Origin of the sequence: Halomonas profundus (genome assembly GCF_020865425.1) — a bacterium.
Taxonomy (GTDB): domain Bacteria; phylum Pseudomonadota; class Gammaproteobacteria; order Pseudomonadales; family Halomonadaceae; genus Vreelandella; species Vreelandella titanicae.
The window spans coordinates 1,326,809-1,352,059 of sequence record NZ_CP086344.1 but is presented as its reverse complement, the minus strand read 5'-3'; the positions used below and the strand labels follow the sequence as shown (position 1 = coordinate 1,352,059).

At 54.9% G+C, this 25,251-nt stretch carries 28 protein-coding genes; 8 read left to right on the top strand and 20 right to left on the bottom strand.

The annotated features are described in order from the left end of the window. Nucleotides 1-17: 17 nt before the first annotated feature. Entirely contained in the window at nt 18-923 is a 906-nt protein-coding gene (locus LMS44_RS06160) for a DMT family transporter (protein WP_022520509.1), read from the top strand. On the opposite strand, the gene LMS44_RS06155 is transcribed toward LMS44_RS06160, so the two are convergent. The 6 genes from LMS44_RS06155 to LMS44_RS06130 all read right to left on the bottom strand — a co-directional run bounded on the left by LMS44_RS06155 (nt 877) and on the right by LMS44_RS06130 (nt 6,456). Continuing rightward, nucleotides 877-1,725 (bottom strand): MOSC domain-containing protein, encoded by an 849-nt coding sequence (locus LMS44_RS06155; RefSeq protein ID WP_041158127.1) that lies wholly within the window; start codon nt 1,723-1,725, stop codon nt 877-879. The two genes, LMS44_RS06160 and LMS44_RS06155, sit on opposite strands and share 47 nt — an antisense overlap. A 71-nt stretch (nt 1,726-1,796) precedes the next feature. Next, nucleotides 1,797-2,792: a gluconate operon transcriptional repressor GntR gene (gene gntR, locus LMS44_RS06150; RefSeq protein WP_022520511.1), complete on the bottom strand. Its 996-nt coding sequence runs from the start codon at nt 2,790-2,792 to the stop codon at nt 1,797-1,799. 86 nt (nt 2,793-2,878) lie between these two features. Further along, a complete protein-coding gene (locus LMS44_RS06145) occupies nt 2,879-3,406 on the bottom strand; it encodes a gluconokinase (RefSeq protein ID WP_022520512.1) in 528 nt (175 codons plus the stop codon). A 29-nt stretch (nt 3,407-3,435) separates the two neighbouring features. Then, nucleotides 3,436-4,716 carry a TRAP transporter large permease gene (locus tag LMS44_RS06140; RefSeq protein ID WP_009287268.1) on the bottom strand — a complete coding sequence of 427 codons (1,281 nt, stop codon included), beginning with the start codon at nt 4,714-4,716 and terminating at the stop codon, nt 3,436-3,438. A gap of 2 nt (nt 4,717-4,718) precedes the next feature. After that, complete coding sequence (locus LMS44_RS06135; RefSeq protein ID WP_009287267.1) at nt 4,719-5,312, bottom strand: TRAP transporter small permease; 594 nt, start codon at nt 5,310-5,312, stop codon at nt 4,719-4,721. 70 nt (nt 5,313-5,382) lie between these two features. Beyond that, nucleotides 5,383-6,456 carry a TRAP transporter substrate-binding protein gene (locus LMS44_RS06130; protein WP_009287266.1) on the bottom strand — a complete coding sequence of 358 codons (1,074 nt, stop codon included), beginning with the start codon at nt 6,454-6,456 and terminating at the stop codon, nt 5,383-5,385. A 250-nt stretch (nt 6,457-6,706) separates the two neighbouring features. Between LMS44_RS06130 and LMS44_RS06125 the strand changes: the two genes are divergently transcribed. Continuing rightward, entirely contained in the window at nt 6,707-7,150 is a 444-nt protein-coding gene (locus tag LMS44_RS06125) for a MarR family winged helix-turn-helix transcriptional regulator (RefSeq protein WP_022520513.1), read from the top strand. 118 nt (nt 7,151-7,268) lie between these two features. Further along, the gene (locus tag LMS44_RS06120) at nt 7,269-7,700 is read left to right on the top strand and encodes an organic hydroperoxide resistance protein (RefSeq protein ID WP_022520514.1); all 432 of its coding nucleotides are present in this window, start codon (nt 7,269-7,271) and stop codon (nt 7,698-7,700) included. Nucleotides 7,701-7,715: 15 nt separating this feature from the next. Here LMS44_RS06120 and LMS44_RS06115 read toward each other — a convergent pair whose 3' ends face one another. Further along, nucleotides 7,716-8,411 (bottom strand): aspartate/glutamate racemase family protein, encoded by a 696-nt coding sequence (locus tag LMS44_RS06115; RefSeq protein ID WP_022520515.1) that lies wholly within the window; start codon nt 8,409-8,411, stop codon nt 7,716-7,718. Between the two features lie 106 nt (nt 8,412-8,517). On the opposite strand from LMS44_RS06115, the gene yghU reads away from it, so the two are divergent. Beyond that, nucleotides 8,518-9,390: a glutathione-dependent disulfide-bond oxidoreductase gene (gene yghU / locus LMS44_RS06110; protein WP_022520516.1), complete on the top strand. Its 873-nt coding sequence runs from the start codon at nt 8,518-8,520 to the stop codon at nt 9,388-9,390. Nucleotides 9,391-9,484: 94 nt separating this feature from the next. Here yghU and LMS44_RS06105 read toward each other — a convergent pair whose 3' ends face one another. The 12 genes from LMS44_RS06105 to LMS44_RS06050 all read right to left on the bottom strand — a co-directional run bounded on the left by LMS44_RS06105 (nt 9,485) and on the right by LMS44_RS06050 (nt 21,243). After that, nucleotides 9,485-9,808 (bottom strand): DUF6693 family protein, encoded by a 324-nt coding sequence (locus LMS44_RS06105; RefSeq protein ID WP_022520517.1) that lies wholly within the window; start codon nt 9,806-9,808, stop codon nt 9,485-9,487. Between the two features lie 78 nt (nt 9,809-9,886). Next, on the bottom strand, nt 9,887-10,216 hold the full coding sequence (locus LMS44_RS06100) for a hypothetical protein (protein WP_022520518.1): 330 nt from the start codon (nt 10,214-10,216) through the stop codon (nt 9,887-9,889). A gap of 55 nt (nt 10,217-10,271) precedes the next feature. Then, nucleotides 10,272-11,261, bottom strand: coding sequence for a lipid A deacylase LpxR family protein (locus tag LMS44_RS06095; RefSeq protein ID WP_498947117.1), 990 nt, complete (start codon nt 11,259-11,261; stop codon nt 10,272-10,274). Nucleotides 11,262-11,513: 252 nt separating this feature from the next. Continuing rightward, on the bottom strand, nt 11,514-12,053 hold the full coding sequence (locus LMS44_RS06090; RefSeq protein WP_022520521.1) for a YaeQ family protein: 540 nt from the start codon (nt 12,051-12,053) through the stop codon (nt 11,514-11,516). A 69-nt stretch (nt 12,054-12,122) separates the two neighbouring features. After that, nucleotides 12,123-12,824 (bottom strand): glutathione S-transferase family protein, encoded by a 702-nt coding sequence (locus LMS44_RS06085; protein ID WP_022520522.1) that lies wholly within the window; start codon nt 12,822-12,824, stop codon nt 12,123-12,125. Between the two features lie 52 nt (nt 12,825-12,876). Continuing rightward, nucleotides 12,877-13,494: a LysE family translocator gene (locus LMS44_RS06080; RefSeq protein WP_022520523.1), complete on the bottom strand. Its 618-nt coding sequence runs from the start codon at nt 13,492-13,494 to the stop codon at nt 12,877-12,879. 100 nt (nt 13,495-13,594) lie between these two features. Continuing rightward, nucleotides 13,595-14,368, bottom strand: a complete 774-nt coding sequence (locus LMS44_RS06075; RefSeq protein ID WP_022520524.1) for an enoyl-CoA hydratase-related protein — start codon at nt 14,366-14,368, stop codon at nt 13,595-13,597. Between the two features lie 117 nt (nt 14,369-14,485). Further along, nucleotides 14,486-15,334, bottom strand: coding sequence for a 3-hydroxybutyryl-CoA dehydrogenase (locus LMS44_RS06070; RefSeq protein ID WP_022520525.1), 849 nt, complete (start codon nt 15,332-15,334; stop codon nt 14,486-14,488). A gap of 39 nt (nt 15,335-15,373) precedes the next feature. Beyond that, nucleotides 15,374-17,002: an acyl-CoA synthetase gene (locus tag LMS44_RS06065; RefSeq protein ID WP_278369080.1), complete on the bottom strand. Its 1,629-nt coding sequence runs from the start codon at nt 17,000-17,002 to the stop codon at nt 15,374-15,376. Between the two features lie 131 nt (nt 17,003-17,133). Beyond that, nucleotides 17,134-18,921 (bottom strand): acyl-CoA dehydrogenase, encoded by a 1,788-nt coding sequence (locus tag LMS44_RS06060; protein ID WP_278369081.1) that lies wholly within the window; start codon nt 18,919-18,921, stop codon nt 17,134-17,136. A gap of 123 nt (nt 18,922-19,044) precedes the next feature. Beyond that, on the bottom strand, nt 19,045-20,418 hold the full coding sequence (locus LMS44_RS06055) for an MFS transporter (protein WP_009287257.1): 1,374 nt from the start codon (nt 20,416-20,418) through the stop codon (nt 19,045-19,047). A 180-nt stretch (nt 20,419-20,598) separates the two neighbouring features. Beyond that, entirely contained in the window at nt 20,599-21,243 is a 645-nt protein-coding gene (locus LMS44_RS06050; protein WP_022520528.1) for a class I SAM-dependent methyltransferase, read from the bottom strand. Nucleotides 21,244-21,283: 40 nt separating this feature from the next. Between LMS44_RS06050 and LMS44_RS06045 the strand changes: the two genes are divergently transcribed. The 4 genes from LMS44_RS06045 (at nt 21,284) to LMS44_RS06030 (ending at nt 23,477) form a co-directional block, all read left to right on the top strand. Beyond that, a complete protein-coding gene (locus LMS44_RS06045; protein WP_022520529.1) occupies nt 21,284-21,667 on the top strand; it encodes a VOC family protein in 384 nt (127 codons plus the stop codon). Nucleotides 21,668-21,779: 112 nt separating this feature from the next. Continuing rightward, nucleotides 21,780-22,169, top strand: a complete 390-nt coding sequence (locus LMS44_RS06040; RefSeq protein WP_022520530.1) for a DUF4870 family protein — start codon at nt 21,780-21,782, stop codon at nt 22,167-22,169. A 2-nt stretch (nt 22,170-22,171) separates the two neighbouring features. Continuing rightward, on the top strand, nt 22,172-23,107 hold the full coding sequence (locus LMS44_RS06035) for a lysophospholipid acyltransferase family protein (RefSeq protein WP_022520531.1): 936 nt from the start codon (nt 22,172-22,174) through the stop codon (nt 23,105-23,107). Nucleotides 23,108-23,126: 19 nt separating this feature from the next. Further along, entirely contained in the window at nt 23,127-23,477 is a 351-nt protein-coding gene (locus LMS44_RS06030) for a DUF4870 family protein (protein ID WP_022520532.1), read from the top strand. 20 nt (nt 23,478-23,497) lie between these two features. On the opposite strand, the gene LMS44_RS06025 is transcribed toward LMS44_RS06030, so the two are convergent. After that, nucleotides 23,498-25,102: an alkaline phosphatase family protein gene (locus tag LMS44_RS06025; protein ID WP_414122496.1), complete on the bottom strand. Its 1,605-nt coding sequence runs from the start codon at nt 25,100-25,102 to the stop codon at nt 23,498-23,500. Nucleotides 25,103-25,251 lie beyond the last annotated feature (149 nt).

Sequence of the window (25,251 nt, the reverse complement as noted above, 5' to 3'; positions counted from 1 at the left end):
AACGTTAAGGACTTGCCATGTCGTCGGCTGATGCGCTGCGCTTGATACTGCTCTCTTCGCTATGGGGCCTGTCATTTATCTTTATGCGCGTGGCCGCCCCCGAATTCGGTGCAGTGCCTTTAGTGCTGGTGCGCATGGGCATTGGCGCGCTGCTATTGATGCCGCTGCTGATCAGCCTGCACTACCTGAGACTCATCTGGCAGCATAAGGGGCCGCTGCTGTTTTTAGGGGTAGTCAATCACGTACTGCCTTTTTCACTGCTGGCACTTGCCACCACGCGCCTTGAAGCGGGCTTTACCTCGCTGATTAATGCCACCACGCCGATTTTCACTGCACTAATTGGTGCGCTATTCTTCGCTACCGCGATACAGCGCCAGCAGTACCTAGGACTTGCCTTGGCACTCCTGGGTGTTTATGTGCTCTCTGCCGATCGGCTCGATTTTGCCCTGGGCGGCGACGGCTGGTTCATTTTGGCCGTTTTAGGCGCCACGTTTTGCTACGGTATTGCGGGCAACTACTCAAAAACACGCCTTGGCCATCTACCAACCCGTGTGCTGGCCGCAGGCAGCAGCGCCATGTCGGCGCTGGTGCTGATGATTCCCGGCATATTGCTGTGGCCAAGCGAACCCATTAGCCCACTGGCGTGGGGCAATGCCTTGGCCTTGGCTGCGCTTAGCACCACGCTGGCTTTTCTGCTCTACTTTGGCTTACTCGCCAGCGCGGGCGCTACTGCCACCTCAACGGTCACTTTTCTGGTGCCGGTGAGCGCGCTGATATGGGGCTATCTGCTGCTTGGCGAAACGCTCAACCTTCAGATTATCGCCGGTATGGTGATAACCCTTATCGGCACGGCGATTGCCACTAAGCTGCTGCGCATTAAGCGTCGCGAGTCGCCGCCGCCAGTCTATCCCCCACACGAATAACGCTGCCTGCGCCTTCAAGCAGCGTGGCATTTTGGCCAAAATGCGCGCCTTTAAGGTTGGGTTGCGTATTGAGTTCAATCAAGGTTTTTAGCGGTTCAGCAGGGGCAGGCACTGCCGCCGTATGCTGATCGATGGTGGTGATTTTGCAGCGCTTACAGGGCTTACGTAACGCTAGCTGAAAGGTGCCATTTTGCTCAGTCAACGTTGCCCAGCGATCTTCCGCCCACGCCTCGTCACTCTCTACGACGATATTGGGCCGAAAGCGGTTCATGGGCACAGGAGCATGCCCGCCTGCCACTAACGCTTGATTTAGAGCGTCTAACGACCCCGTAGTGGCAACCAAAAAAGGGTAACCGTCGGAAAAGTAGGTATGCGCCGCCCCGCCATCAAGGAAATCCTCTTCAACGGCACGGGTAAACTCGGTAGCAAAGCGCACCATGCTAAACCCCTGAACCTGCTCGCCTAGGGCGGCGACCAACCAGCGCGATACTTCATCGCTCTCCGGCAGAGCTTTGCAGTGGTCATTCCACACGCTGACCAGGCGCAAATTTCCCTCTGGCTCGGCCAGCGGTACGCTCATAGGCTCGACGTTAGGATGCGACAGCACCAAGTGCTCATCGGTCAGCGCGACCTCAACGGTGGCAAGCGCCGGGAGTTGGCGCTGGGTCACAAAACGCTGCTGCGCGTCTACCAGCATCCAGCGGCGATCCCAGGCTAGCCCGTGCTCTTGCAGCTCGCTTTGAGTCACGCTGATGCCTTTTAGCGATTTGACGGGGTAAATATTGAGTTGAGTAATCTGCACGACGGCCTCGCGACAAAAGTAAAAGGCTACTTTAGTCATTTACGCCGCTAACGGCTACTTGATAACGCGCTTTATAAGGTCATCCCCACTTCAATACGATAGCCCAAATCAACCACTTTTTGGGTCTGCTTCTCACCGCGAAGCCGCGCTAATAGCTCCCCCGCAGCCGCTTCACCGATGGCCTGACGGGGGGTGACCACACTGGCTAGGCGTGGTGTCATTACATGGCCTACATCGTGGCCGTGGAAGCCCGCCAGCGCCATCTGCCCTGGTACGTCAATGCCCCGCCGCTGACACTCGAAATAGGCCCCAACCGCGACGTCATCGTTGGTGCAGAACAGACCATCCGCCGTGGAGTAGTCAGTGATCACCTGTTGCAGCAGCGCCGCTCCCACACTGTAAGAGGAGCGCTGGGCGCTCTGCAGGGTAACGGGCGTCAAGCCGTGCTCTTCCATGGCGCGGCGATAGCCCTGTTCGCGCTGGCGAGTACGCTCATCCAAGCGTACCGCCAGATATATCACCTGGCGTCGACCCCGTAAGATCATCTCGCTGACCATGTCGTAGGCAGCTTGAACGTTGTCGTAGCCCACCGCCTGCTGTAGCGGAGGGCGGTGGGTGTCCATGATTTCTACAATCGGAATACCGGCGGTTTCCAGCATTCGCAGGCTGCGCGAAGTGTGGTCACGATCTGACAGAATGATGCCGTCGACATTATAGGAGAGCAGCGATGCCAGGCTGCGCTCTTCAAGCTCTGGGCTATAGCCATAGTGAGAAAGCATCAGGTGATACCCCGCCGGCTCCGTCAGCGTTTCGATACCGAGGATAACATCGGCGAATACCTGGTTGGTAAGCGATGGTACCAGCACCCCGATAGAGTGGCTGGTCGATCTGGAAAGCAGATCCGGCGCACGGTTGGGAATATAACCAATCTGTTCGGCAATCGAGAAGATGCGTTCGCGCAGGCCTTCCGAGACCGTTTCAGGGTCACGCAGGCAGCGGCTTACCGTCATTTTGGTAGCCCCTACGTGGTCGGCAATATCCTGCAGGGTGGGACGTTTTTTCTTCAAAAAGTAACTGCCTTATTCAAGGTGTAAGCATTGAGGTCTTCCCTAAAGCTGACCCCAATGCTTATTTTTCCTTTAACTTACTTCCTTTAAATGGGCGAGCGGCTGGGCGTCGGTAGCGTGGCAGCAAATTGCGTAATGATCGCTTGGGGCGATAAGGCAATCGAGGCATTGAAGGCCTCCTCTTCACTGGGCGGTTCCAGGTCGGCCAGTTGACTGGCCAACATGGTATCGCCTTTGAAGAAGTGTCCAGCCCGGGTTTCAAGCCGTTCAAGCAGTAGCTCCCGGCTGCCCTCTAAATAGAGAATCTGCAGCGCTGGGTCGCCTTGCCGCAGCCGATCACGGTAGCGCTTTTTTAATCCGGAGCAGGCAATCACCAGTGACTCCCCCCTTGCCCGATACTCGGCAAACAGCGCCGCCAAGGTGTCCAACCACTCACTCCGATCATCGTCGTTGAGCGGCTTGCCACTGGCCATTTTGGCCACATTGGCGGGTGAGTGATAGTCATCGCCATCGATAAACGTGGCACCCAGAGTCAACGCCAACTGGTGACCAATGTGCGACTTTCCGGAGCCGGACACGCCCATCACCAAAATACGATGCGAGTGGGTCTTCACTGCGGCTCTCCTATTCATTACCAAGAACCTTAATTGCCGCGCACGGCGGTAAGATCAGGCAGCCAAGTCACGATGCCAGGGAAAGCGATCAGAATTACCAGCACGACTAAGAGCGCCACATAGTAAGGCAGCATGGCTTTGACTAACGACTCCATGGAGACTTTACCCACACCACAACCTACGTAAAGGCAGGTACCTACCGGCGGGGTTAGCAGCCCAATGCCCAATACAAACGCCATCAGTACGCCAAAGTAAGCGGCATCAACACCTACCGAAGTCACGATCGGTGCCAGCATGGGCGCCATGATGACCATGGCCGGCGTTAAGTCCATTACGAAACCTACCAACAGCAGCAAAGTCGCCACAATCAGCAGCAGCATAAACGGATCTTGAGTTATCGCTTGCACTTGGCTGACCAGGGTTTGTGGCACCATATTGATGGTAAGGAACCAAGCAATAACCGTCGCAAACGCTAGCAGCATCATCACCATGCCGGTCAAACGAGCAGTGCGAATCAGCATACCGCCGAGCTCTTTGATCTTGAACTCACGGTAAACCACCAGCGAAATAGCCAGCGCATAAAGCAGTGCCGCCACGGCCGCTTCGGTGGCGGTAAATACGCCGCCAATAATACCGCCAATCACGATGACCGGCAGAACAAGTGCAAGCCAAGCATCTTTGAAGGCTTTCCAGAGACGATCCCAGCGGAACTGCTGCACGCCGCCGCCATCCTTTTTGGCAAGAATATAGGTGGTCACCATCAGCGCAAAGCCAATCAACAGCCCTGGAATGATACCGGCTATAAACAGGCGGCTAATCGAGGTTTCAGTGACGATGCCGTACAGAATCAGCGGGATGGAGGGCGGAATAATAATTCCGATCACCGACGACACGGTATTGATTGCGGTAGCATTAGCTGCGGTGTAGCCCTGCTCTTTCATAGAGGGAATCATCATCGCACCAGTAGCGGCCGTATCGGCCACCGCTGACCCACTGATGCCGCCAAAGAACATCGAACCGGTAATGGCAACCTGCCCTAGCCCGCCGCGCATAAAGCCGACCATAGCGCCAGCCAGTTCCATCAAGCGACGAGCAATACCACCATTACTCATCACCTCACCGACTAAAATAAAGAACGGAATGGCGAGCAGCGGAAAGCTGTTCACCCCACGAATCGACTGCTCGATCATAATCGACAGCGGAATATCTGAGAGTACCGCCATGACCAGCGCCGCCACGCCTAAACCAAAGGCAATGGGCAGCCCAATAACGATAGAGACCAATAAAATGGCCAGGAAAATCCATAGCATGATTAGCGCTCCCGCTCAGAGTGGCGAATAACGTTAAGGCTGACCCACATTCGCCACACCGCTACCACCGCAATAAAGATGACACACAGCACCAGAGAAAGGCTGATAAAACTCAATGGCACATCCATAATCGCTGAGCGCCCGCTTGAACGCGACAGCACTTGGTAGCCACCCCAAATCATTACCACCATTAGGCCGGTAATAATTAGGTGCTGCAGTAAATAGAGCATGTGTGCCAAGCGCAGCGGCAAGCGCCGTACTAAGGCATCAACGGCAATGTGCTCGTAACGGGAAAACGCCGCAGCGGCCCCGATAAACACCAGCCATATAAACAGCATGCGCGCCAGCTCATCGGCCCAGGGCAGTGAGTAATTAAACAGCGCGCGCCCTACCACGTTGCAAGAAACGGACACAATCAACGCCACTAAAATAACGCCGATAAGATACTCCATACCTAAGGTTAGCCAGCGGAACAGTGCAGGGCCTTGGCGGGTATCGGTATCGATTTCCAGCAACTTGCGATTGGGGTCATCCAGATACACCGATGGATCTTCAATCGGCGTGGGGGTATTTGGGGGTGTAGAGGAGAGTGACATAGGAGCTCCAGAAGCACTGACACGTTGGGCAGGCTCGATGGCCTGCCCAACGGTGCGCTAAACGTAAGGTTTAGTTGCTGCTCTCTTCAACGATCTTTTGAATGTCGGCGATCAGGTCTTCGCCAATACGCGGCGCCCACTCTTCATAAACCGGTTGAACGGCATCTTGGAACGCGGCTAACTGCTCGTCGTCCAGGCGAGTAATTTCCATTCCTCGCTCTGCTAGCTGATCCCGAGACCAGTCATCATACTCAGCAGACAGCTGAATTTCATATTCAGCGGACTGGCGAGCGGCTTCCAGCACCAACTCTTGATACTCAGGCGCCATGCGATCCCAAGTACGCTCGGAAAGCATCATGATAAAGGGAGTATAGACGTGGCGTGTTTCAGTGCCATAGTCCTGCACTTCGTTGAAGTTAGAGGTCAGGATGGTGCTCCAGGGGTTTTCCTGACCATCAACCACGCCCTGTTCCATGGCGGAGAACAGCTCACCAAAGGCCATTGGCGTGGGGTTGGCACCTAAGGCTTCCCAAATCGCTAGGTGTACCGGGTTTTCCATGGTACGAACGCTTAAACCGCGCACATCTAGACCTGCAACGTCATCAGGACTAGCCACCGGTCGAGCGCTGTTCGAAAGCTGACGATAGCCATTTTCAGAGAAAGCGAGTGCTTTCAGACCGGTGCCTTCAAAGGCGTCCAGCATGTCCTGGGCAACATCGCTCTGCATGACCGCTACAGCGGCTTCACGACTAGGTAGCAGGAAGGGCAGATCAAAAGCGGCCAGTTCTTCAACGTAACCAGTGGTCGCCGAGCTAGAGGGATAGGTCATATCCAGCGTACCGGTTTGCAGCATTTCCATCATTTGAACGTCGTCGCCTAACTGACTGTTAGGGAAAACGTTAACCGTAATGCGGCCGTCGGTGCGCTGCTCCAGAATCTCACCAAAGTATTGGCTGGATAGGTACTGCGGAGAGCTTTCCGCCAGGCCGATCCCCATGCGCAAAGTATGCGAGCCGTGGTCGCCGACTACCTCGCCTTCAATTTCAGGCGGATCAGAGAGCTCCGGGCTTTGGGCATGGGCCATACCAAATGTCAGGGTGGTCGCGCCGACTAAGGTCAGCGTGTTGCGCCAAATAGAGGTCATAGCGTTGTCTCCAAATACTCATTGTTGTTAATGACTGGGTTGTTAATAGCTGAGTCGTTAATAGCGATGTTGTTAATGGCCGATTCAATGAACGGCAATTTGTTACCGGTAACATTGAGTATGCGAAGGCTAGCTACCCGCCTTGTGCGTGTCAAAACAAAACTGCCAACTTACGACCAACGTCTAGGGATAGCCACTAACTGCTTCCCGCGCTACATTAGGCGATGTATTTCGGATCGGAACCATACTTGTGCAACCATCTTGTAGCGAATTAGAGCTCGATCACCAACTTTGCTTTGCGCTCTATTCAACCTCGTTGATGATGACCAAAGTTTATAAACCCTTGCTCAAAAAGCTGGGACTTACTTACCCGCAATACCTGGCGATGCTAGTGCTGTGGCAAAACGATGGCATCACGGTAGGCACAATGAGTAAGCGCCTACTAACCGATCCTGGCTCACTGACGCCACTGCTCAAGCGCCTTGAAGCCGATCAGTTGTTGAATCGCAAACGCAGCCACGAAGACGAACGCGTGGTCGAGCTTTATCTCACTGAAAAAGGCAAAGCGTTGCGCGAACAGGCGTGCCATATTCCAAGCTGTGTGGTGCATGCCAGCGAGCAATCGATCGAGGCACTGACCACGCTGAAAGAGGACTTAGTGCGGCTGCGTGATAGCCTGCAAAAGAACCAATAGCCTTCGCTTTCTAGCGCAGGGCATAGAGATTTATTTACCATTTATATTGCGCGCAAAATAAAGCTGCGCTAAGTTAATAGCGCAGATTCATAATGAAAACACCGACAGGAGATACAGAATGACGACCACTATTGAAAACGTTGTTTATCGTGCCCACGCCACTGCTACTGGCGGCCGTGAAGGCCAGGCCAAATCGTCCGATGGCGCGCTGGATGTTAAACTCAGCACGCCCAAAGAGCTGGGCGGCGCAGGCGGTGATGGCACCAATCCTGAGCAGCTATTTGCTGCTGGCTACTCGGCCTGCTTTTTAGGTGCGCTTAAGCATGTCGCTGGCCAGGAGAAAGTAAAGCTTCCTCAGGATACGAAAATTGATGGCCACGTAGGTATCGGCGCCATTCCTACCGGCTTTGGCATCGAAGTCGAGCTAAAAATCAGTCTGCCCGGCCTTGAGCAAGACGTTGCCCAGCAGTTGGTCGAGAAAGCCCATGTTGTCTGCCCCTATTCCAATGCCACCCGTGGCAATATTAATGTCACCCTGACACTGGTCTAAGCGTCGTTACCTAGATTAATCATTTAGTGCCCACGCCACCGCTCTCTGGGCATGCAGAGCGGTGGTGTCGTAAAGAGGTACTGTGGTATCACGCTGGTTCACCAGCATAGCGATTTCAGTACAGCCTAAAATCACCGCCTGGGCTCCTTGGGCATGCAGGGAATCAATGATGGCCAGGTAGCGCTGCCGCGATACATCTTCTACTCGACCCTGGCAGAGTTCATCAAAGATCACCCGATGAATAGTGTCGCGCTCAGACTGATCGGGCACCACGACCTCAATACCGAACTGCTTTTCCAAGCGGCCGATATAAAAGTCCTGCTCCATGGTAAAGCGCGTTCCCAATAGGCCGACACGAGTGATTCCGTCAGCGGTAAGCTGTTCAGCGGTGGCATCAGCAATATGCAGTAGCGGAATCGTAATCGCCTGCTCAATAGCGGGCGCCACTTTATGCATGGTATTGGTGGCAATCAGCAGGCAGTCGGCGCCCGCGCGCTCAACACTTTGGGCAGCGTTGCCCAGTTGTTCACCAGCGGCGTGCCAATCGCCCTGCTGTTGCAGCGCTTCAATGTCGGCAAAGTCGACGCTAACCAGCACGATCTTAGCCGAATGAAATCCGCCCAGCGCTGCTTTTACGCCCTCGTTTAGGGCTCGGTAATAGCCTTGGGTCGACTCCCAGCTCATACCGCCCAACACACCAATAACACGCATCCGTCACCTCTGAAGAAAATGAGCTACTTTATTATCAGGCTAATCACCCTCTGCCACGAATAATAGCCGCAGCATTATCGATAAACCATTTATAGCGAGGAAACGAATGAGCGACAATACCTATACACCCCCGCGTGTTTGGAAGTGGGAACCTGGCAACGGCGGTAAATTTGCCAATATCAATCGCCCAATTGCAGGCCCTACCCATGACAAAGCGCTGCCGGTAGGCAAACACCCTCTTCAGCTCTACTCCCTGGCCACGCCTAACGGTGTCAAAGTCACCGTGATGCTTGAAGAGCTGTTGGAGAAAGGCGTAGCTGGTGCCGAATACGACGCTTACCTGATCCAAATTGGCGAAGGCGATCAGTTCAGCAGTGGCTTCGTCGAGGTGAATCCCAACTCCAAAATTCCCGCCCTAATGGATCACTCTACCAATCCCCCCCAGCGGGTGTTTGAGTCTGGCGCAATCCTGCTCTATTTGGCTGAAAAATTTGGCGAGTTCTTACCCAGCGACCCGGCGAAACGCACCGAGTGTCTCTCCTGGCTGTTCTGGCAAATGGGCAGCGCACCGATGTTAGGCGGTGGCTTTGGCCACTTTTACGCTTACGCACCGGAAAAGTATCAGTACCCGATTGACCGCTACACCATGGAAGTAAAACGCCAGCTTGATGTGCTTGACCGCCACTTGGCGGAAAACCGCTTTATGGCGGGTGATGAGTACACCATTGCCGATATGGCGATTCACCCTTGGTATGGCGCACTAGTGAAAAATCGCGTTTACGAAGCGGCTGAATTCTTGGAAGCCCATACCTACAAGAACGTTCTGCGCTGGACTGAAGAGATTGATGAACGTCCCGCCGTTAAACGTGGCCGTATGGTCAACCGCTCTTTTGGCGAGCCGCACGAGCAGTTGCATGAACGTCATGATGCCAGCGACTTTGAGCTTCGCACACAAGATAAGCTGGCTGATAGCGAGTAATTAGTCACCCAAAAAAGGGCCTACGCTTGAACTCTCAGCGTAGGCCCCGGTGCAGCATCAATACTCCAAGCCGAGTTCTGTTTAACGAGAAAAACTAAACTGACTCAATCCGCGAGTTATTCAACGCGTAATTCCAAACTCGATAGAAGTAGAAAATATACCCTAAACCAAAGGTGACCAGCGAAATCAACATCCATAGGATGATATGGCCGATATTGCTGAACAGGTTGATATCGCAAACCATTTTTCGCTCGACGCCAGTGCTGGCATCAACTAGCGATGTGCGATTGATGACAAACCGCGCAAACGAATAGGGAAAGAAAAATAACGCTATGCCAAACGTGATAATACTCAACACCACCCAGACAAGTAGATGGCCAATGATATCTAAAATGGAGAGGTCTGCTTTGATCTTCACAGGTTGCCCTTAGTATGCGTGGAAAGCGGCAGAGCGTAACACCGCAAGCCCCAACCGTGAATTATAAATTAATATAAATTAGGGGAGCTGCCGTTTACTCTCCCACCACTCGGCATAGGAACTGTTATGGGGCGCCAAACCGCCTTCATCGGGGGCGTCATCATCCCACCATACCGGGCCACGCTCGCCGAGGGCTTCTTTAGCGCTTTGCACCGCGTTGCGGGCTTGGCGCAGCGCGTCTTCATCGTCTTGCTGCTGGGCTGTTCTGACCGCCCTGCGGGCTTTCATCAATGCTTTGATATGGGTTCGCTTTTCGTCTTCATCTAAACGCGGGTCAGTGCAGCGCCAAAGCCGATTTTTGGCGACAAAATAGCGTCCATCGGGAGTGTGAGGATACTTGTTAGCCATAAGCAATACTCCTTTCCCGTTGGGCGCTTCTACTCACCTCATTTCACCTAACCGTTTAGAAGCGCTTAGATAGCGTGATAGAGCCGAATTTATCCTGCTCTTCCTGGCCGTCAAATTCACGTGAGCGCTGAACTGCCGCGTAAGTGACTTGCCAATCTTCCCAGGCCAGCGCCAGCCCTGCTGATACGTCGCCTACCCACTCTTTGCGATCAACCGAGTGGCTATTTCTAAACGTATTGCCGTCAAGCGTCAGGTTTTGCGCCATGTAGTAACCGTCTACGCTGGCAAACAGGTACCACTGCCACCCCGCTTTACCGGTCATGTGGTAGCGGCTACCAGGGCTTGGCGTTAGCGTAGGAATGCTAGGCGCCTCATCACCCCAGCGAACGCTATACCCGGCGCTTGCATAGGTGTAAAGGTTGCCCAAAGCGGCGCTAACGCTGGGGCCATGGGCAAACTGCTTACCCATCAAAGGGGAGCTATACCACCACTGGCGACGCATGGCGACGTTGACGATGGCTTCATCGCCAAGCTGGTTATCCCAACCGCTGGGGCGGTCGCTTTCGGTGATGCGGTGCACTTCGCGTTGAATGCTATCGGCAAGCGACGAAGGCCCTACCAAACCAATATCCAGGTGCAGGTCAGTCGCTTGGCGCCAATTGCCCATGGGCACGTCTTCGTAAAGTGAGATACCGCCGTAAACAATCCCGGCGTAGGGGCGATCATCTTCAATCAGTCCACGCTGCTCAATATTGTTTGGCGTATAAATCTGATGCACCAAACGAAAAGCTGCCATATCAGCGCTGCCAATAAGGCTATCGGGTAAAGCGGTGGCCAAGCGTTGCGTCCAGCTTTGTGCTTCAGGCTGAAACGTCCAATTAATCTCAAAGCCACTGGTAAAGTGGCCATCATCGCTGCTGGCCATGCCATCATTTGCGTGCTTAATCGAGAGGACACTATCGTCGGCTTGTGCCAGCGTTGACAGCAGGGTTACTACAGCCACTAGCGGTAGCAGCTGCCATCGTAGAGGGGAGGTACCTTTCATTGCTCGTTCCTTGAGATTGTCCTGGGGAGTGTTTTTTTGAGGCCACTTTTGAAGAACATCAACAAACATTGTTGATTGTATGTAATTGTGCAAAAAGATAGCAAGCATACTTTTACAGTCTTCTACAGAAAAGAGCTAAGTCACTAACATCAAAGGGTGGCTCGTAGGCCACCCCTTCTGCTGTCATTTGTTTAGATTTATTAGCGTAGTCGACTAGACGAAAGTTGGTAGGCCAATGACTTAGTTGAATCACTATCTGTCGCGCAGCAGCCACTGCGGAGTGATTTCATGTTGGCCGTTTTCATCAGTAATAAACAACGATCCTTCGCTGATCATTACTGCCCAGTTAATCGCCCGAGGCAGGTCTTTAGCGATAATCGCTAGGGCCTCTTGTGGCAGCCCCGCCACATGCACATTTTTCAGTGATGCCACGCTGGGCAACACTTTACTCTCCCATTGCTCTACCCGGCCGTAAGCAAGTAGCGACACGCGCTCTGCCCTACGTGAGCACCAGGTAATCCGCTCGGCATCGGGCAAACCCACTTCGATCCAGTGCAGTAGGCGACCGTCTAGGCTTTTCTCCCACAGTGCCGGTTCATCTACATCTGAAAGCCCACGCCCGAAGGCCAGCGTCTCGCTGTACCACAACACATAAGCAAGCAAGCGCGCGGTCATGCGCTCTTCGGTCTCTGACGGATGGCGAGCCACGGTAAAGCGCAGCGTTTCATACACCCCGCGATCCAGATCGGTCAGATTGATATCAACTTTGTAGGGCGTTGCGCTAAGAGCCATGGAAATGTCCAAACGAAATTTGCGTCAGTGTACCCGATGCCGGGTGTCTCTGGTGAATAGTCTGACAGGTTAAGCTTTGCGGTGATCGTCCGTGACTGTGCCATTTTTCAGCGTATCGGCCTCGTGCATGGGCTCATGCCATGGCTCTTCGAGCGCGGCTTGATACCAAGTTTGCATTGCTGGCAGCGCTAGCAAGCGCTCGACATATGCCTGGGATTTCTCATGGATCGGCAGGTTGAATGTCTGCACGCGAAACGCCACAGGCGCATAAAACGCATCTACTGCTGAGAAGTGCTCACCCGCTAAAAACGGCCCGCCAAAGCGCTCAATCCCCTGCTGCCATAGCGCATCCAAGCGTGCCACATCGGCCTTAAGATTGGCCGATAAGCTATTCAATTCCACCCGCATACCGCAGTTCATTGGACACTCGTCGCGCAGGGCGCTAAAGCCGCTGTGCATCTCTGCTGTGGCTGAGCGCGCCCAGGCGCGGGCGGTTTTATCACTCGGCCAAACATTAGCGTGCTGCTCGGCCAGATACTCGATAATCGCCAGGGAGTCCCACACCGCCAGCTCGCCTTCATCCGTCACATCCACCAAGCAGGGCACCAAACCTGAAGGTGAGAAGCGAATGAAGGTGGCATGGCTTGCACCCAAACCACCCTCGAACGGCATCAGGTGTTCGTTAAACGGAATCTCCAGCGCTTTCATCAGCACCCAAGGGCGCAGCGACCAAGAAGAGTAATTCTTGTTGGCAATATAGAGATCAAACATGCAGCGCTCCTTATGTGGGAAATCGAATTAGCCGATCAATTAGGCAGCCACCTTAACGTGCTGCCTGAGCCAGTGTATTACCGCCTAATCCCATTAATACGCCACCGCCAATGCGCTGAATGAGCCGAGAGGAGCCATGGGATTTTTGTAACCACTCACGCAACGGGCTGGCCAGCAGCACCACCACAACATCCGCTGATGAGAACAGCACATTAGTGGCGATACCTAGCCAGAGCAGTTGCCACGCTACCGGCATAGCGCTCTCGGGCTGCACGAATTGAGGCAGAAACGCGACAAAGAAAAGCGCGGTTTTAGGGTTGAGCACCTCCACCAAAAAACTGTCGCGAAGCACGCGTTTAGTGGTTGCCAGCGGCACCTCATCATTATGGGCACGAATGCCCTGCTGCCATAGCCTCAGCCCCATCCAGAGTAAATAAAGCCCACCGATGATTTTCATGGCGATATAAGCAGGCGGAATCGCTGCAAACAGCAGCGCCAAGCCCAATGCGGCCGCCACCACATGAACGTAGCAGCCCATATGCACACCCATGACCGCTAACCATCCTGCTCGTCGGCCACGCCCCAGGGTTTGCGCTGCGGTATACAGCATTGCAGGCCCAGGAAGATAGGCAAAACCTAGTGCGGCGAGGATGAATGCGGCCCATTGCATATTGGCGATTCTCTTGAAGGTAATGGTTAGGTTTCGAGAATAAAACGGGGGTGACGTAAGCGCCACCCCCTAAATAAGTAAAGCTGGAATGAGGCGTGGTTTAGAAGTTAGGTTTACGCTTTTCAACAAAGGCTGACATGCCCTCTTTCTGCTCGTCACCGGCAAAGCAGAAGGCGAACAAGCTGGTTTCCAGTGCCAGTGCACTATCCAGATCCTGATCCATACCATCGTGAACGGCCTGCTTGGCACCACGCACTGATTGCGGGCCGTTGCCTTTCAGTTGCTTGGTGAGCTCTTCAGCGTAGCTTTCCAGCTCCGCTTGCGGCATCACGCGATTGACTAGGCCGATACGTAGCGCCTCTTGGGCATCGATTTTGCGCCCGGTAGTCACCAAGTCAATCGCCATTGCAGGGCCAACACGACGCGGTAACCGTTGGGTGCCGCCAAAGCCGGGGATGACGCCCAGCAGTACTTCCGGCTGGCCGAATACGGCGTTGTCACTGGCTACGGCCCAGTCGCAGGCCAGCGCCAATTCGCAGCCGCCGCCAAGGCAAAACCCGTTCACCAGCGCGACCACCGGCACGGGGAGAGTCTCTAGGCGTTTAATAGTACGCAGCGCTTGGCTGGCGAAAGCTCGCGCTTCTTCGGGCGTTTTTTCACGCATTTCAGTGATATCAGCACCCGCGACGAAAGACTTCTCGCCCGCACCGGTAATCAGCACGGCGCGTAGGTTCGGGTGAGCCTCAAGCTCTACTAAGTGCGCTTCCAGTGCGGAAAGCACTTCGCTGTTTAACGCATTCAGTGCTTTGGGACGATTGATGGTCAGACGCACCATCCCGTCGTTATCAACCTTCTCGATGACTGCTTCGCTCATGGCGGACTCCTTATTTGATTTGTTATGGAACATTAAAGTGAACACCACTCAACCCTAGCGAACGCTTGGTTGAGTGGCAATCACTTCTTTACGCCGCACTCTTCCCTTCAGTACAAGCTAATCGTAAGAGTAGAAGCCGCGCCCACTTTTACGGCCTAGGTAGCCCGCTGCGACCATGCGCTTAAGCAGTGGACAGGGGCGATATTTGGGGTCGCCAAAGCCCTCTTGCAGCACGTCCATAATCGCCAGGCACACATCCAGCCCGATTAAATCCGCCAGTGCCAGCGGCCCCATGGGGTGAGCCGCTCCTAGTTTCATAGCGTTATCAACCGCTTCCGGCGTTGCGGTGCCCTCCTGCACGATAAACGCTGCCTCATTGATCATGGGCACCAGCAGGCGATTTACCGCAAAGCCCGGCGCGTCGCCTACCGGCACAGCAGTTTTACCCAACGCTTTAGCTAGGGTTTCAATCTCGGCCACGGTAGCGTCCGAGGTTTGTTCGGCACGAATCACTTCCACCAGTTTGAGCACTGGCACTGGGTTAAAGAAGTGCATGCCCACTACGCGCTCGGGGTGATCGCACACCGCTGCCAAGCGAGTGAGCGACAGCGACGAGGTGTTGGAGGCCAGAATAGCGGTGCTGCTCAAGCGGCTTAGATCGCGAAACAACTTCTCTTTGAGTTCAGGCTGTTCGGGTGCGGCCTCGATAATAATTGCGCAGTCGCCTAGGGCACTCAGCGTGGTTGTGGTAGATAGACGGGCTAGAGCGGCGCTTTTATCCGATTCGCTGATTTTCTCCTTAGCGACCAACTTACCCAAGCCTTTATCGATGTTCGTTTTGGCACGGCCAAGCTGCTCTTCGGCCACATCGTAAAGGCACACGTTAAAGCCACTAGCAGCCACTACCTGAGCGATCCCCTGCCCCATGGTACCGGCTCCTACAACGCCAACAAGTTGGTCACTCATGCACTCTCTCCTCTATCGATTATCGCTACACTAGGGTTATCAATGGTTTTTAGCTTCTTCACGCAGTACGAACTTTTGGATCTTGCCTGTCGAGGTTTTAGGTAGCTCGCTGAAAATAACCGTTTTGGGGACTTTGTAGCCCGCCAAATGTTCGCGACAGTGGGCGATAATATCGGCCTCGGTCACTTCACCGTAACCGACTTTGAGCTTCACAAACGCACAGGGCGTCTCCCCCCACTTCTCATCAGGTTTGGCCACTACCGCCGCCTCTTCGACCGCAGGATGGCCGTAAATGGCGTCTTCTACTTCAATGGTCGAGATGTTCTCTCCACCGGATATAATGATGTCTTTCGAGCGGTCTTTGATCTCGATATAGCCATCCGGATGCCACACCGCCAAATCGCCGGTGTGGTACCAGCCGCCCTTCAGCGCTTGCTCGGTGGCCTCCGGGTTCTTTAAATAGCCCTTCATGACGTTGTTGCCACGCATCAGTATTTCACCCATGGTTTGGCCATCCTTGGGTACCGGCTCCATGGTGAGCGGATCAGCCACGCACAGTGCTTCGAGCATGTGGTAGCGCACCCCCTGGCGGGCTTTGATTTTGGCCCGCGCTTCCAGCGGCAATTCATCCCACGCTTCCCGCCAGGCGCACACGGTCACCGGGCCGTACACTTCCGTCAGGCCATAAACGTGGGTTACCTCAATGCCCAGCTTCTCCACCCCGGCGATCACCGAGGCAGGCGGCGCGGCACCGGCGGTGGTGACTTTGACCGGATGATCGAACTGATGCTTATCTTCCGCAGGCAGGTTCACGAGGCCATTAAGAATAATCGGCGCCCCGCTGAAGTGGGTGACCTTCTCTTCGGCAATGAGCTGCATGATCTTTTTAGGATCGACGCGGCGCAGACACACGTTTACCCCGGCGTTGGCGGCAATCGTCCATGGGAAGCACCAGCCGTTGCAGTGGAACATCGGCAGCGTCCACAGGTAGATCGGGTGGTGGGGCATCGCCCACTCCATGATATTGCTCACCGCATTGAGGTAAGCGCCGCGGTGGTGGTAGACCACGCCCTTGGGTTTGCCGGTGGTGCCAGAGGTATAGTTGAGCGAGATCGCATCCCACTCATCGGCAGGAAGCTGGTAGGCAAAGTCAGCGTCGCCCTCTTGAAGCAGCGCTTCGTACTCCACTTCCCCAATGCTCGGGGTCTCACCAAGAAACTCCACATCGGTCACATCGATGATAAGCGGCTTGTGGGGTAGCTTGGCAACCGCTTGCTGGATGACCTCAGCAAACTCGGGGTCGACCAGAATGGCTTTAGCCTCGCCGTGCTCCAGCATATAGCTGATCGCCTCGGCATCCAGACGAATATTCAGGGTGTTCAATACGCAACCCGCCAGAGGCACGCCAAAGTGCGCCTCGAACATTGCCGGGATATTGGGCAGCATCGCCGCCACCGTTTGGCCCGGCTGAATGCCTCGCTGTTTGAGCGCAGAGGCAAGCTGGCGGCAACGCGTCCAGGTTTCGCTCCAGGTGCGTCGCGTACTGCCATGTACCACCGCCGGGTAATCGGGATAGATCGACGCCGAGCGCTCGATAAAGGTCAGCGGTGAAAGCGGCACGTGGTTGGCAACAGTTTTGGGCAAGCCTTGCTCAAAGATAGCGGTCATGGTCGGCTCCTGACTTTTGTTGATGTTTTTGAAAGCGTTAGTTTTAAGAGTTTGTTTAAAATGGTTGTTTTGATCGCTTAGAAACAGCGCCGCCGCCTCAAGAGGCGGCGGCGTGAAGCTGAAAATTAGCGTTAGTGAACCTCAAAATCGCTTAAGCACTGCATACCCGCCTCAATCACCGTGCGCTGGGCGCGGCCTACCGGCAGCCATTGAGTGATGGCAAATTCGGCGCTGCGCATCTTGGCAGTATAGAAGGGATCATCACTGCCGTTGTTAAGGGCAGCATGGGCGCTGAGAGCCGCCAGCCCCATCTGCCAAGCACACAGCACGTGGCCCGCCAAGTTCAGGAACGGCGTTGCGTAAGCCTGCACCGCATCTGCGCCGATTTCAGGGTCACTGCCTTGTTCCTGCACAATTGTCTGGGCAGCTTTCAAATCCTCAAGCCCTGCGGCCAAACTACTGCCCAACGCTGACAAAGCGGGGTCGGCATTGAGTTGCTCCACGGTGGCGGAAACGTCGTGAAGCAGCGCAGCGAGCGCTTCGCCATTGTCACGCTGGAGTTTACGTCCCGCCAAGTCGAGTGCCTGAATACCGTTGGTGCCTTCGTAAATAGGCGCAATGCGGGCATCGCGCAGTAGCTGCGCTGCTCCGGTCTCTTCCACATAGCCCATCCCACCGTGCACCTGAATCCCCATGGAGGCGATATCCACTGCCTGATCGGTAGAGAAGCTTTTGATCACGGGAATCAAAATATCCGCGCGGGCCTGGGCGGTTTGGCGGGCATCGTTACTTTCAGCGCGGCGGGCGGTATCCAACTCTGCGGCGCAGTAGAGCGCCAGGGCGCGCAGCGCATCGGTGCGGGAACGCATGGAGAGCAGCATGCGGCGCACGTCTAAATGATCGCTGATACTGCATTCAGCGCCGCCACGGGTTTTGGGAGAGCGCCCTTGGTGACGCTCCAACGCATAGGCAAAGGCGTGCTGGCAGGCACGTTCGGCCACGCCAATACCCTGAATACCGACTTTGTGACGCGCCTCGTTCATCATGGTAAACATATGATTAAGGCCACGCCCTTCTTCGCCAACAAGGTAGCCAATCGCCCCGCCGTTTTCACCAAAGCTCAGGGTGCAGGTGGGCGAGCCATGAATGCCCAGTTTGTGCTCGATAGAGGCACAGGTGACGTCGTTGCGCTCGCCCAAGGAGCCGTCTTCATTGATCAGGAACTTGGGTACCAGAAACAGGGAAATACCTTTGTTGCCTTCCGGCGCATCGGGTTTGCGGGCTAGCACAAGATGGATAATATTTTCGGCGGCATCGTGTTCGCCCCAGGTGATATAGATCTTCTGGCCGCTGATGCGGTAATGGTCGTTTTCAGGTACCGCGCGAGTGCGTACTTGGGAGAGATCCGAGCCCGCTTGGGATTCGGTCAGGTTCATAGTGCCCGTCCAGGTGCCTTCCACCAGTTTGGGCAAGTAGGTCGCTTTGAGCGCATCGCTACCGTGATGGGCCAGCGCTTCGATAGCGCCAGCGGTCAGCATGGGGCAGAGCCCCAGCGCCATATTGGCACCGTGAAGCATCTCCTGCACCGCACTGGCAACCACTTCTGGCAGGTTCTGACCACCTAGTGCTTCTGATACACCAATACCGTTCCAGCCACCCTCGACATAAGCCTGGTAAGCCGTCGCGAAGCCTTCTGGCGTCGTCACACTGCCATCGGAGTGGCGCTTGGCCCCTTGCTGATCACCAATCTTATTAAGCGGGCCCCAAATGTCACCGGCCAGTTTTGCGGCCTCTTCGAGTACCGCCTCGACCAAGTCTGGCGTGGCCTCTTCAAAGCCCGGCAGGCTAAGCGAACGGTGCGCTAGCAGCTCTTCAAGCACAAAGCGCAAATCGCGTACCGGTGCGGCGTAAACATTCATAGCGAACCTCGGGCTGAAAATTAAACAATTGTTTGAAAGTGTACCCTTGATAGTAGTAACACTCTCTTGCCCACACCATTAGCCCAAGGTATCACCCGCTATGATTAGCGTCCTCACCCGTCTTTACTTTCGCTCACTTGCTTGCTCCACATCATCATAATAAGTGATATGGCTCTCATCTTCCGCAGGCGGCCCTACCACCGGTTCAGCGGCGTCGACGTCCCATACGGCATCTGAGAGATCCTCCAAGTGCTCGTGCTCCAGTGCCCCCTGCATCAACTCCTCGGTGACCACCAGCTCAGCACCAGCAGCGGTCATTGGCGTAGTCGGCGTAAAGGGTGCCACAGGCACAGGCGCCGGGCGCACGCTACGCCGCCAGGAGAAGAACATAACAAAGAACAGACTTAGTGAGCCGAAGGCCCAAAACAGACCCGCATCGCCCATCGCGGTCATCACCGGAGAAATCATTAGCGGGCTGATCGTGGCGCCAATGGAGTTGATCAGCAACAGGCCCTGGCTCATACGCACCAGCGCCCCTGCGGGGGCGCGGTCGGCGGCGTGGCTCACCGCCACCGGGTAGAGCGCAAATACCCCACCGCCAAGCAAGAATAGCAGTACCGCCAACAGCGGCGTAGAGAGCGGCAGCCAAAGCATCGCCGCCGAGATCAGCACGCAGAAACCGCTAATGCCAATCAGTACCATTTGTCGGTCATGGCGATCCGACCAACGGCCAATCGGGTACTGCAGCAGCATCGCGCCCATAATCACCACCGCCATCATCTGCCCCACCTGACTGACACTCATGCCAATACGCTGTAAATAGAGCGGGAGCAGTGTGTACGCTGCAGCTACCACCATCCCAGAGCCTAAACTACCCATCACACCGGTAGGCGTCAGGGTGATCAAACGGTGCGGGGGAAGCGGTTCGGCGTGCTCCATAATCGGTGACACGCGAGGAATCATCGCCATAGGTAGCACAGAGAGCGAGGCCAGTAGCCCAATCACCATAAAGGGCGCAGTGACGCCCATGGCGTTGGTAACACCCAGCAGCAGTTGGCCCAATACACCGGCGGCGTAAAGTGAAATCATATAAAGCGCCAGCAGGCGGCCGCGAACCTTCTGGTCGCCTGACGTGAGCAGCCAGCTTTCGATAACCAGATAAACCCCAACCGTGGCCCAGCCGCCGATAAGGCGCAGTACAAACCAGGCCCAGGGGTCGAAGAACAAGCCTTGCAGCAGCACCGTGACGGCCACTAATGAGGCAAAACTGCCGTAAGCGCGAATATGGCCAATGCGCAGCAACAGGCGGTCATTCACCATTGCGCCCAACGCTAAACCGATAAAGTAAGCCGACGAGACAATACCGATGACCGTGGCCGACTCACCGGCAGCATCCAAGCGCACGGTAATTAAGGTGGCAAGAAAACCGTTGCCAATCCCGAGGATGAAGAGCCCTAACAGGGGCGCCAGCGCCATGGCTAGCAGTTGCCGCGACATGAAAACCTCGTCTTGCCTAAAAGTGGTGAAACAAAGGACTGAAAACAGGCGTAAAAACGCTACTAAGCGTGTTCACAGGAACCGTCATCTCACCTGGCACATCGAGTCAGGCCGGGATAGCGGCGCGCAATTATTACCCCAAAGGGGGCAAAGTCAATGCTTTTCTAACGTTATAATTATTCACGTTAGCGTTTTGTGTAGAATAACCGTGTCTGGCCCAGGAAATTCCACTACTAAACTATTCTTTTGTGCCCACCAACGGAAGGTCTCCTCACTAAAAAAGCTGATATGGGTGGGGTCGCTAATATAGTGCCAGCGGGCAAAAGCCTCCGGCGAAGTGACGCGCTTGGTCATTAAGCCCAGATAGCCACCTGGCGAGAGCTGATCCGCCAACTGCGTAAGCACCTTGCCGGGCTGCGCCAAGTGCTCAACAACTTCTGTGGCGGTGATAAAATCATATATTTGTGTCAAAACTGAGGCATCGGGGGCGTAAAAAAGGTCGTAAATAGCCATCGGGTGCCCCTGCTCTGCGAACATAACCGACAGCGTCGGCCCTGGCCCTGAACCAAAATCAAGACCGCGGGCGTTGGGTTCGAGCTTAGCTAACAGCGGGGTAAATAAACGCCCTAAAAAGCGCCGGTATCCCGTATCATGCGGCGAGTTTTGATGTTTATCGTATTCGGCCTTTTCTGCAGCGGCGCTTAAATGCTGCTCGGGGGGGACAAATACCAGCTTGCACGTGGCACACTGGTAGTAGTCACGACGCCGATCCCGGTGGTAGGGCGCAGTAGTGGGCTCCACACAGAGCGGACAGCAGCGCATCATCGTATTCTCTGGCTTATCGTTACGTATTAAGGAAGGTGGCATGCTATCAGGTCTGGATCATCTTGTTGTAACCGTGACCGATATGGGTCGCGCAGTCGATTTTTACTCACGTGTTTTGGGCCTAGACGTGCGCTATCGCGATGCCCAACGGGTCGATTTAATGCTCGGTGATACGGCACTTCGCCTACATCAAACCGACACCGATATTGCCCCCATTTCAGCCACACCCACCCCTGGCAGCCTGGACTTATGCCTGCGCTGCCAGCTGCCGCTGGATGAGTTCAAGCAGCATTTAGATGCGCTGGCGATAGACGTAGAGCTAGGCCCCGTCGCCCGCCAAGGCGCCACAGGCCCGATTGAGTCGATTTATCTGCGTGACCCGGACGGTAACCTGCTAGAGATTTGCCGCCCCTCTTCGCGTTAATGCTAAGTCTAATGAATCAAGGTATTATATATCGCGCTTAAATAGCGCGCACTGATGTGCCAAGCACCATCACCCACTTCAGCATCTATACAATTGAATGAAAGGAAACGTTATGCTTGATAACGAAAGTGAATCCCCACTCGACGGCCAAGTCGTAAGCGAAGAGCAGAGCTCCCAGCCCGACACAACCATGGCAATGGTTATTTATGCGCTCTATCTGGCCAGTTTTATCCTTGGTTTTACGTCGATTATTGGTGTGGTCATTGCCTATGTCTATAAGGGCAAAGGCCCTACGTGGCTGGACGAGCACTACCGCTACCAGATCCGCACCTTCTGGATAGGATTGGTGTACGGCATTATTTTCTCGATATTGCTCTTTGCAGTGATCGGTTTCCCACTTTTGCTGGCGCTAGCCGTGTGGTTCATTATTCGCTGTGTTAAAGGTTTCAAAGGGCTGCAAGAGAAGCGCGCACCTTCCAATGTAGATACTTGGTTGATTTAACGATGACACCACAGGGGGCTAATAACGCTAGGCGTTTTTCCAAAGCCAGTGCGATCAGTTGGCTGTGGCGTCAACTGTCACGCTGGCCGCTTGCGCGCCTGTGGCGTATTTCTTCGGCGCTCGGCCCCCTGGTTTACCGCTTTAATAAGCGTGAGCGTTGGGTAACCGATCGCAACTTAGCGATCGTTTACCCAGACCTCTCCATTGCTGAACGTAAAACCCTTGGTCAGCACAGTTTACGCCACTCAACGGCTACGATGTTGGAGCTGGGCCACGCCTGGATGGCGGAACCAAACAAGGTAGAGACCAGCATTTTAGCGGTGCACGGTCGCGACAAGCTCGATAACGCCCGCACCGAAGGCCGCGGCGTGATTGTGCTTGCCCCGCACTTCGGCAACTGGGAGGTGCTTAACTTTTGGCTCTCGAGCCATTTCCCTTTCACCGCCATGTACGAGCCACCCAAAATCACCGCCCTCGATCCCGTCATTCGTCATGGCCGCGAGCGTATGGGGGCAAGTTTGGTTCCCACCAACCCCCGCGGCGTTGCGGCACTACTTAAAGCGCTTAAACGCAGCGAAGCGATTGGCATACTACCTGACCAGGAGCCCGACTGGGGCAGCGGCGTTTTTGCACCCTTCTTTGGTCGCGAGGCTTACACCGCCACCCTGCTGCCGAAATTGGTCGCCCGCACCCAGGCACGGGTAGTCACCGGCGTCGCGCTACGTATTCCTGGTAAAGGGTTTGAGATCCATTTTCTGGATGCCGACGAGCGGGTCTATAGCGACGATGATGTGCAGTCTGCCACAGGCGTCAATGCCAGCGTCGAGAGTGCGATTGCCTTGGAGCCTGCACAGTATCAATGGGAGTACAAGCGCTACCGTAAAGTAGTGCAGGAGCAGCAAAATCTAGCCAACTTCCGCGACTATCGTCTTTATTAGGCTGAAAAAGAGAGAACTGATGGCACAACCCCCTATACCCCGCGATGAGATACGCGCTCCGCAGATTATCTACGCGCTTTACTTAGCGGGTATTGTCACTGCCAATATCACCCTGCTGATTGGCGTAATCATCGCCTATGTTTATCGTAAAGAAGCGGCGCCCTGGCTGCAGCAGCACTACCGGTATCTGATCCGCACCTTCTGGATCGGCACGCTCTATGCCGGCATCGCCTTTTTACTCAGCATTGTGATAGTCGGCACCCTGCTCTGGCCGCTGCTAGCGGTATGGCTAGGCGTGCGCTGCGTACTCGGCTGGGTCGATGTTCGCAAAGGGCTAACACCGGCACGCCCTAATAGCTGGCTTTGGTAAGCCGCAAGTCATTCCGCCCTTCACTCATCACCATCCTCGGTGTAAACATCATTTAACTCTCCAAAATCGGCTTGTAGCCAGTGGCGTAATTGGCTCATTCTAGGTGCGTCGCGCGACTCTTCGAGCGTAGGCAACGTGCCGGGAACAAAGCCACGCTTTATAAAGGGCGCCAATAGCTCAGGGTTGCCACTAATAATATGCACCGGTACTGCCGCGCTGGCATCGTCACCGGTAATCAACGGCGCGGCTTGATGATCCCCCAGCACTATCATCAAGGTATTATCATCCACTACACGTTCAGCCCAGCGGCCGGTGACTTTCACAGCGTAGTCCACCGACCAGGCGTAGTGGTCACGAATGCGCTCAATGTCCTGCCACAGCACTTCTGGTGGGTCACCGGCATCCTCCCAGGGGGCAAAAATACGCCCATCGCCAATGGATGACCAATTGTCCAGTACCGGCAGAATCGGCGTCCATGGGGCATGGCTGGAGATCAGTGCCAATTGGGCAAACACCGGTGTCTTACCTAGCAAGTAGCGCTGGGTGTAATCGAGAGTGAATTGATCCGGCATGGTTACCCAGTTGAGAGCAGGCCCGGCGTAAGCGATATCTTTTGCTGCGGCAATTTCATCGAAACCGTAGGCCTCCCCTTCCGGCCACGCCAGGGTAATGGCGGGCATCACACTGAGGGTTCGCTGACCAGTGGCACGAAAATCATCGATCAAAGTGGAGTGGCCGCTGTCCAACATCAGCTGATACCACAGCTGGTTGTCGATCCAGCGGCCGCTGAGGGCTGTCGCGTGGGCTAGCCATGACTGCCCACCACGAATGGGTGAGGCCAACATGCCAGAGACCACGTGGAGGTTATGCTCCCCCAGGCGCTGTTGCATCTCGGCTAGAGTAGGCAGTAGAACGTCGGAGTAACGTGGGTTTTCCAGCGCCGAGATACCGTAGGACTCAATAAAGGTGAGCAGTACATTGCGCCCCGCCAATCCCGGTAGTGGTCGCGCCTCCATGGGTGCGGCCTCTAGCTGTGCAGTAAAGGCGAGGCGGGCGGCGTGGGTATCGGTAATTTGCTGCCACTGAAAACGCGTGGTGTCCACAGCTGGCAAGCGCGCGCTTTCTATCAGCCGTACTCCATTGAGTTCAAGCGCCGCGCCGGTAGTGGCAGTGACCAGCAGCGTTAACGCGACCACGCCAGGCAGGCGCTTAACAGAGTAGGCAACGGGTGGCATCATCAGGCGTGCCAAAACCAGAGTGATGGCTATCAGCAGGGCAACCCCCAGCAGCATTGCGCAAACTGCCAACAGTTGACCTACATTACCTACTAGCAGGTGATAAATTGAGCGCAGCAAAGGTATATCAAGATAAAGATTAAGTGGCCGGGCAAAGGCCATTTGGGTGGCGGCTGCACCTAGATTCGCGGCGGTTGCCAACATCACCCAACTAACGAGTCCGATGGACACTATGCGGCGCGCTTGGCCGACGGGAAGTAGCAACATGAGCGGCGCAATGATAAGCGCCTCCCAAGCGAGCAAATATGAGCTGATCTCGCCAAAACGCCACCAGAGCGGCGCGATGAGTAAGAAATTCAGCGTTAGAAGCATTAGTAATAATCGACTCATCGCATCCCCATAGGTGCCTACTTTAGCTTACAGTGTCAAAGGTACAGTCTGTCAGCGCTTGGTCTCGTTGAGTAGCTGTACCCAATCGCAAGATAAGAGAGCAAGGAATAAGGCTGCTGAAAAGCGCAATAATCATGTACTGTAATATT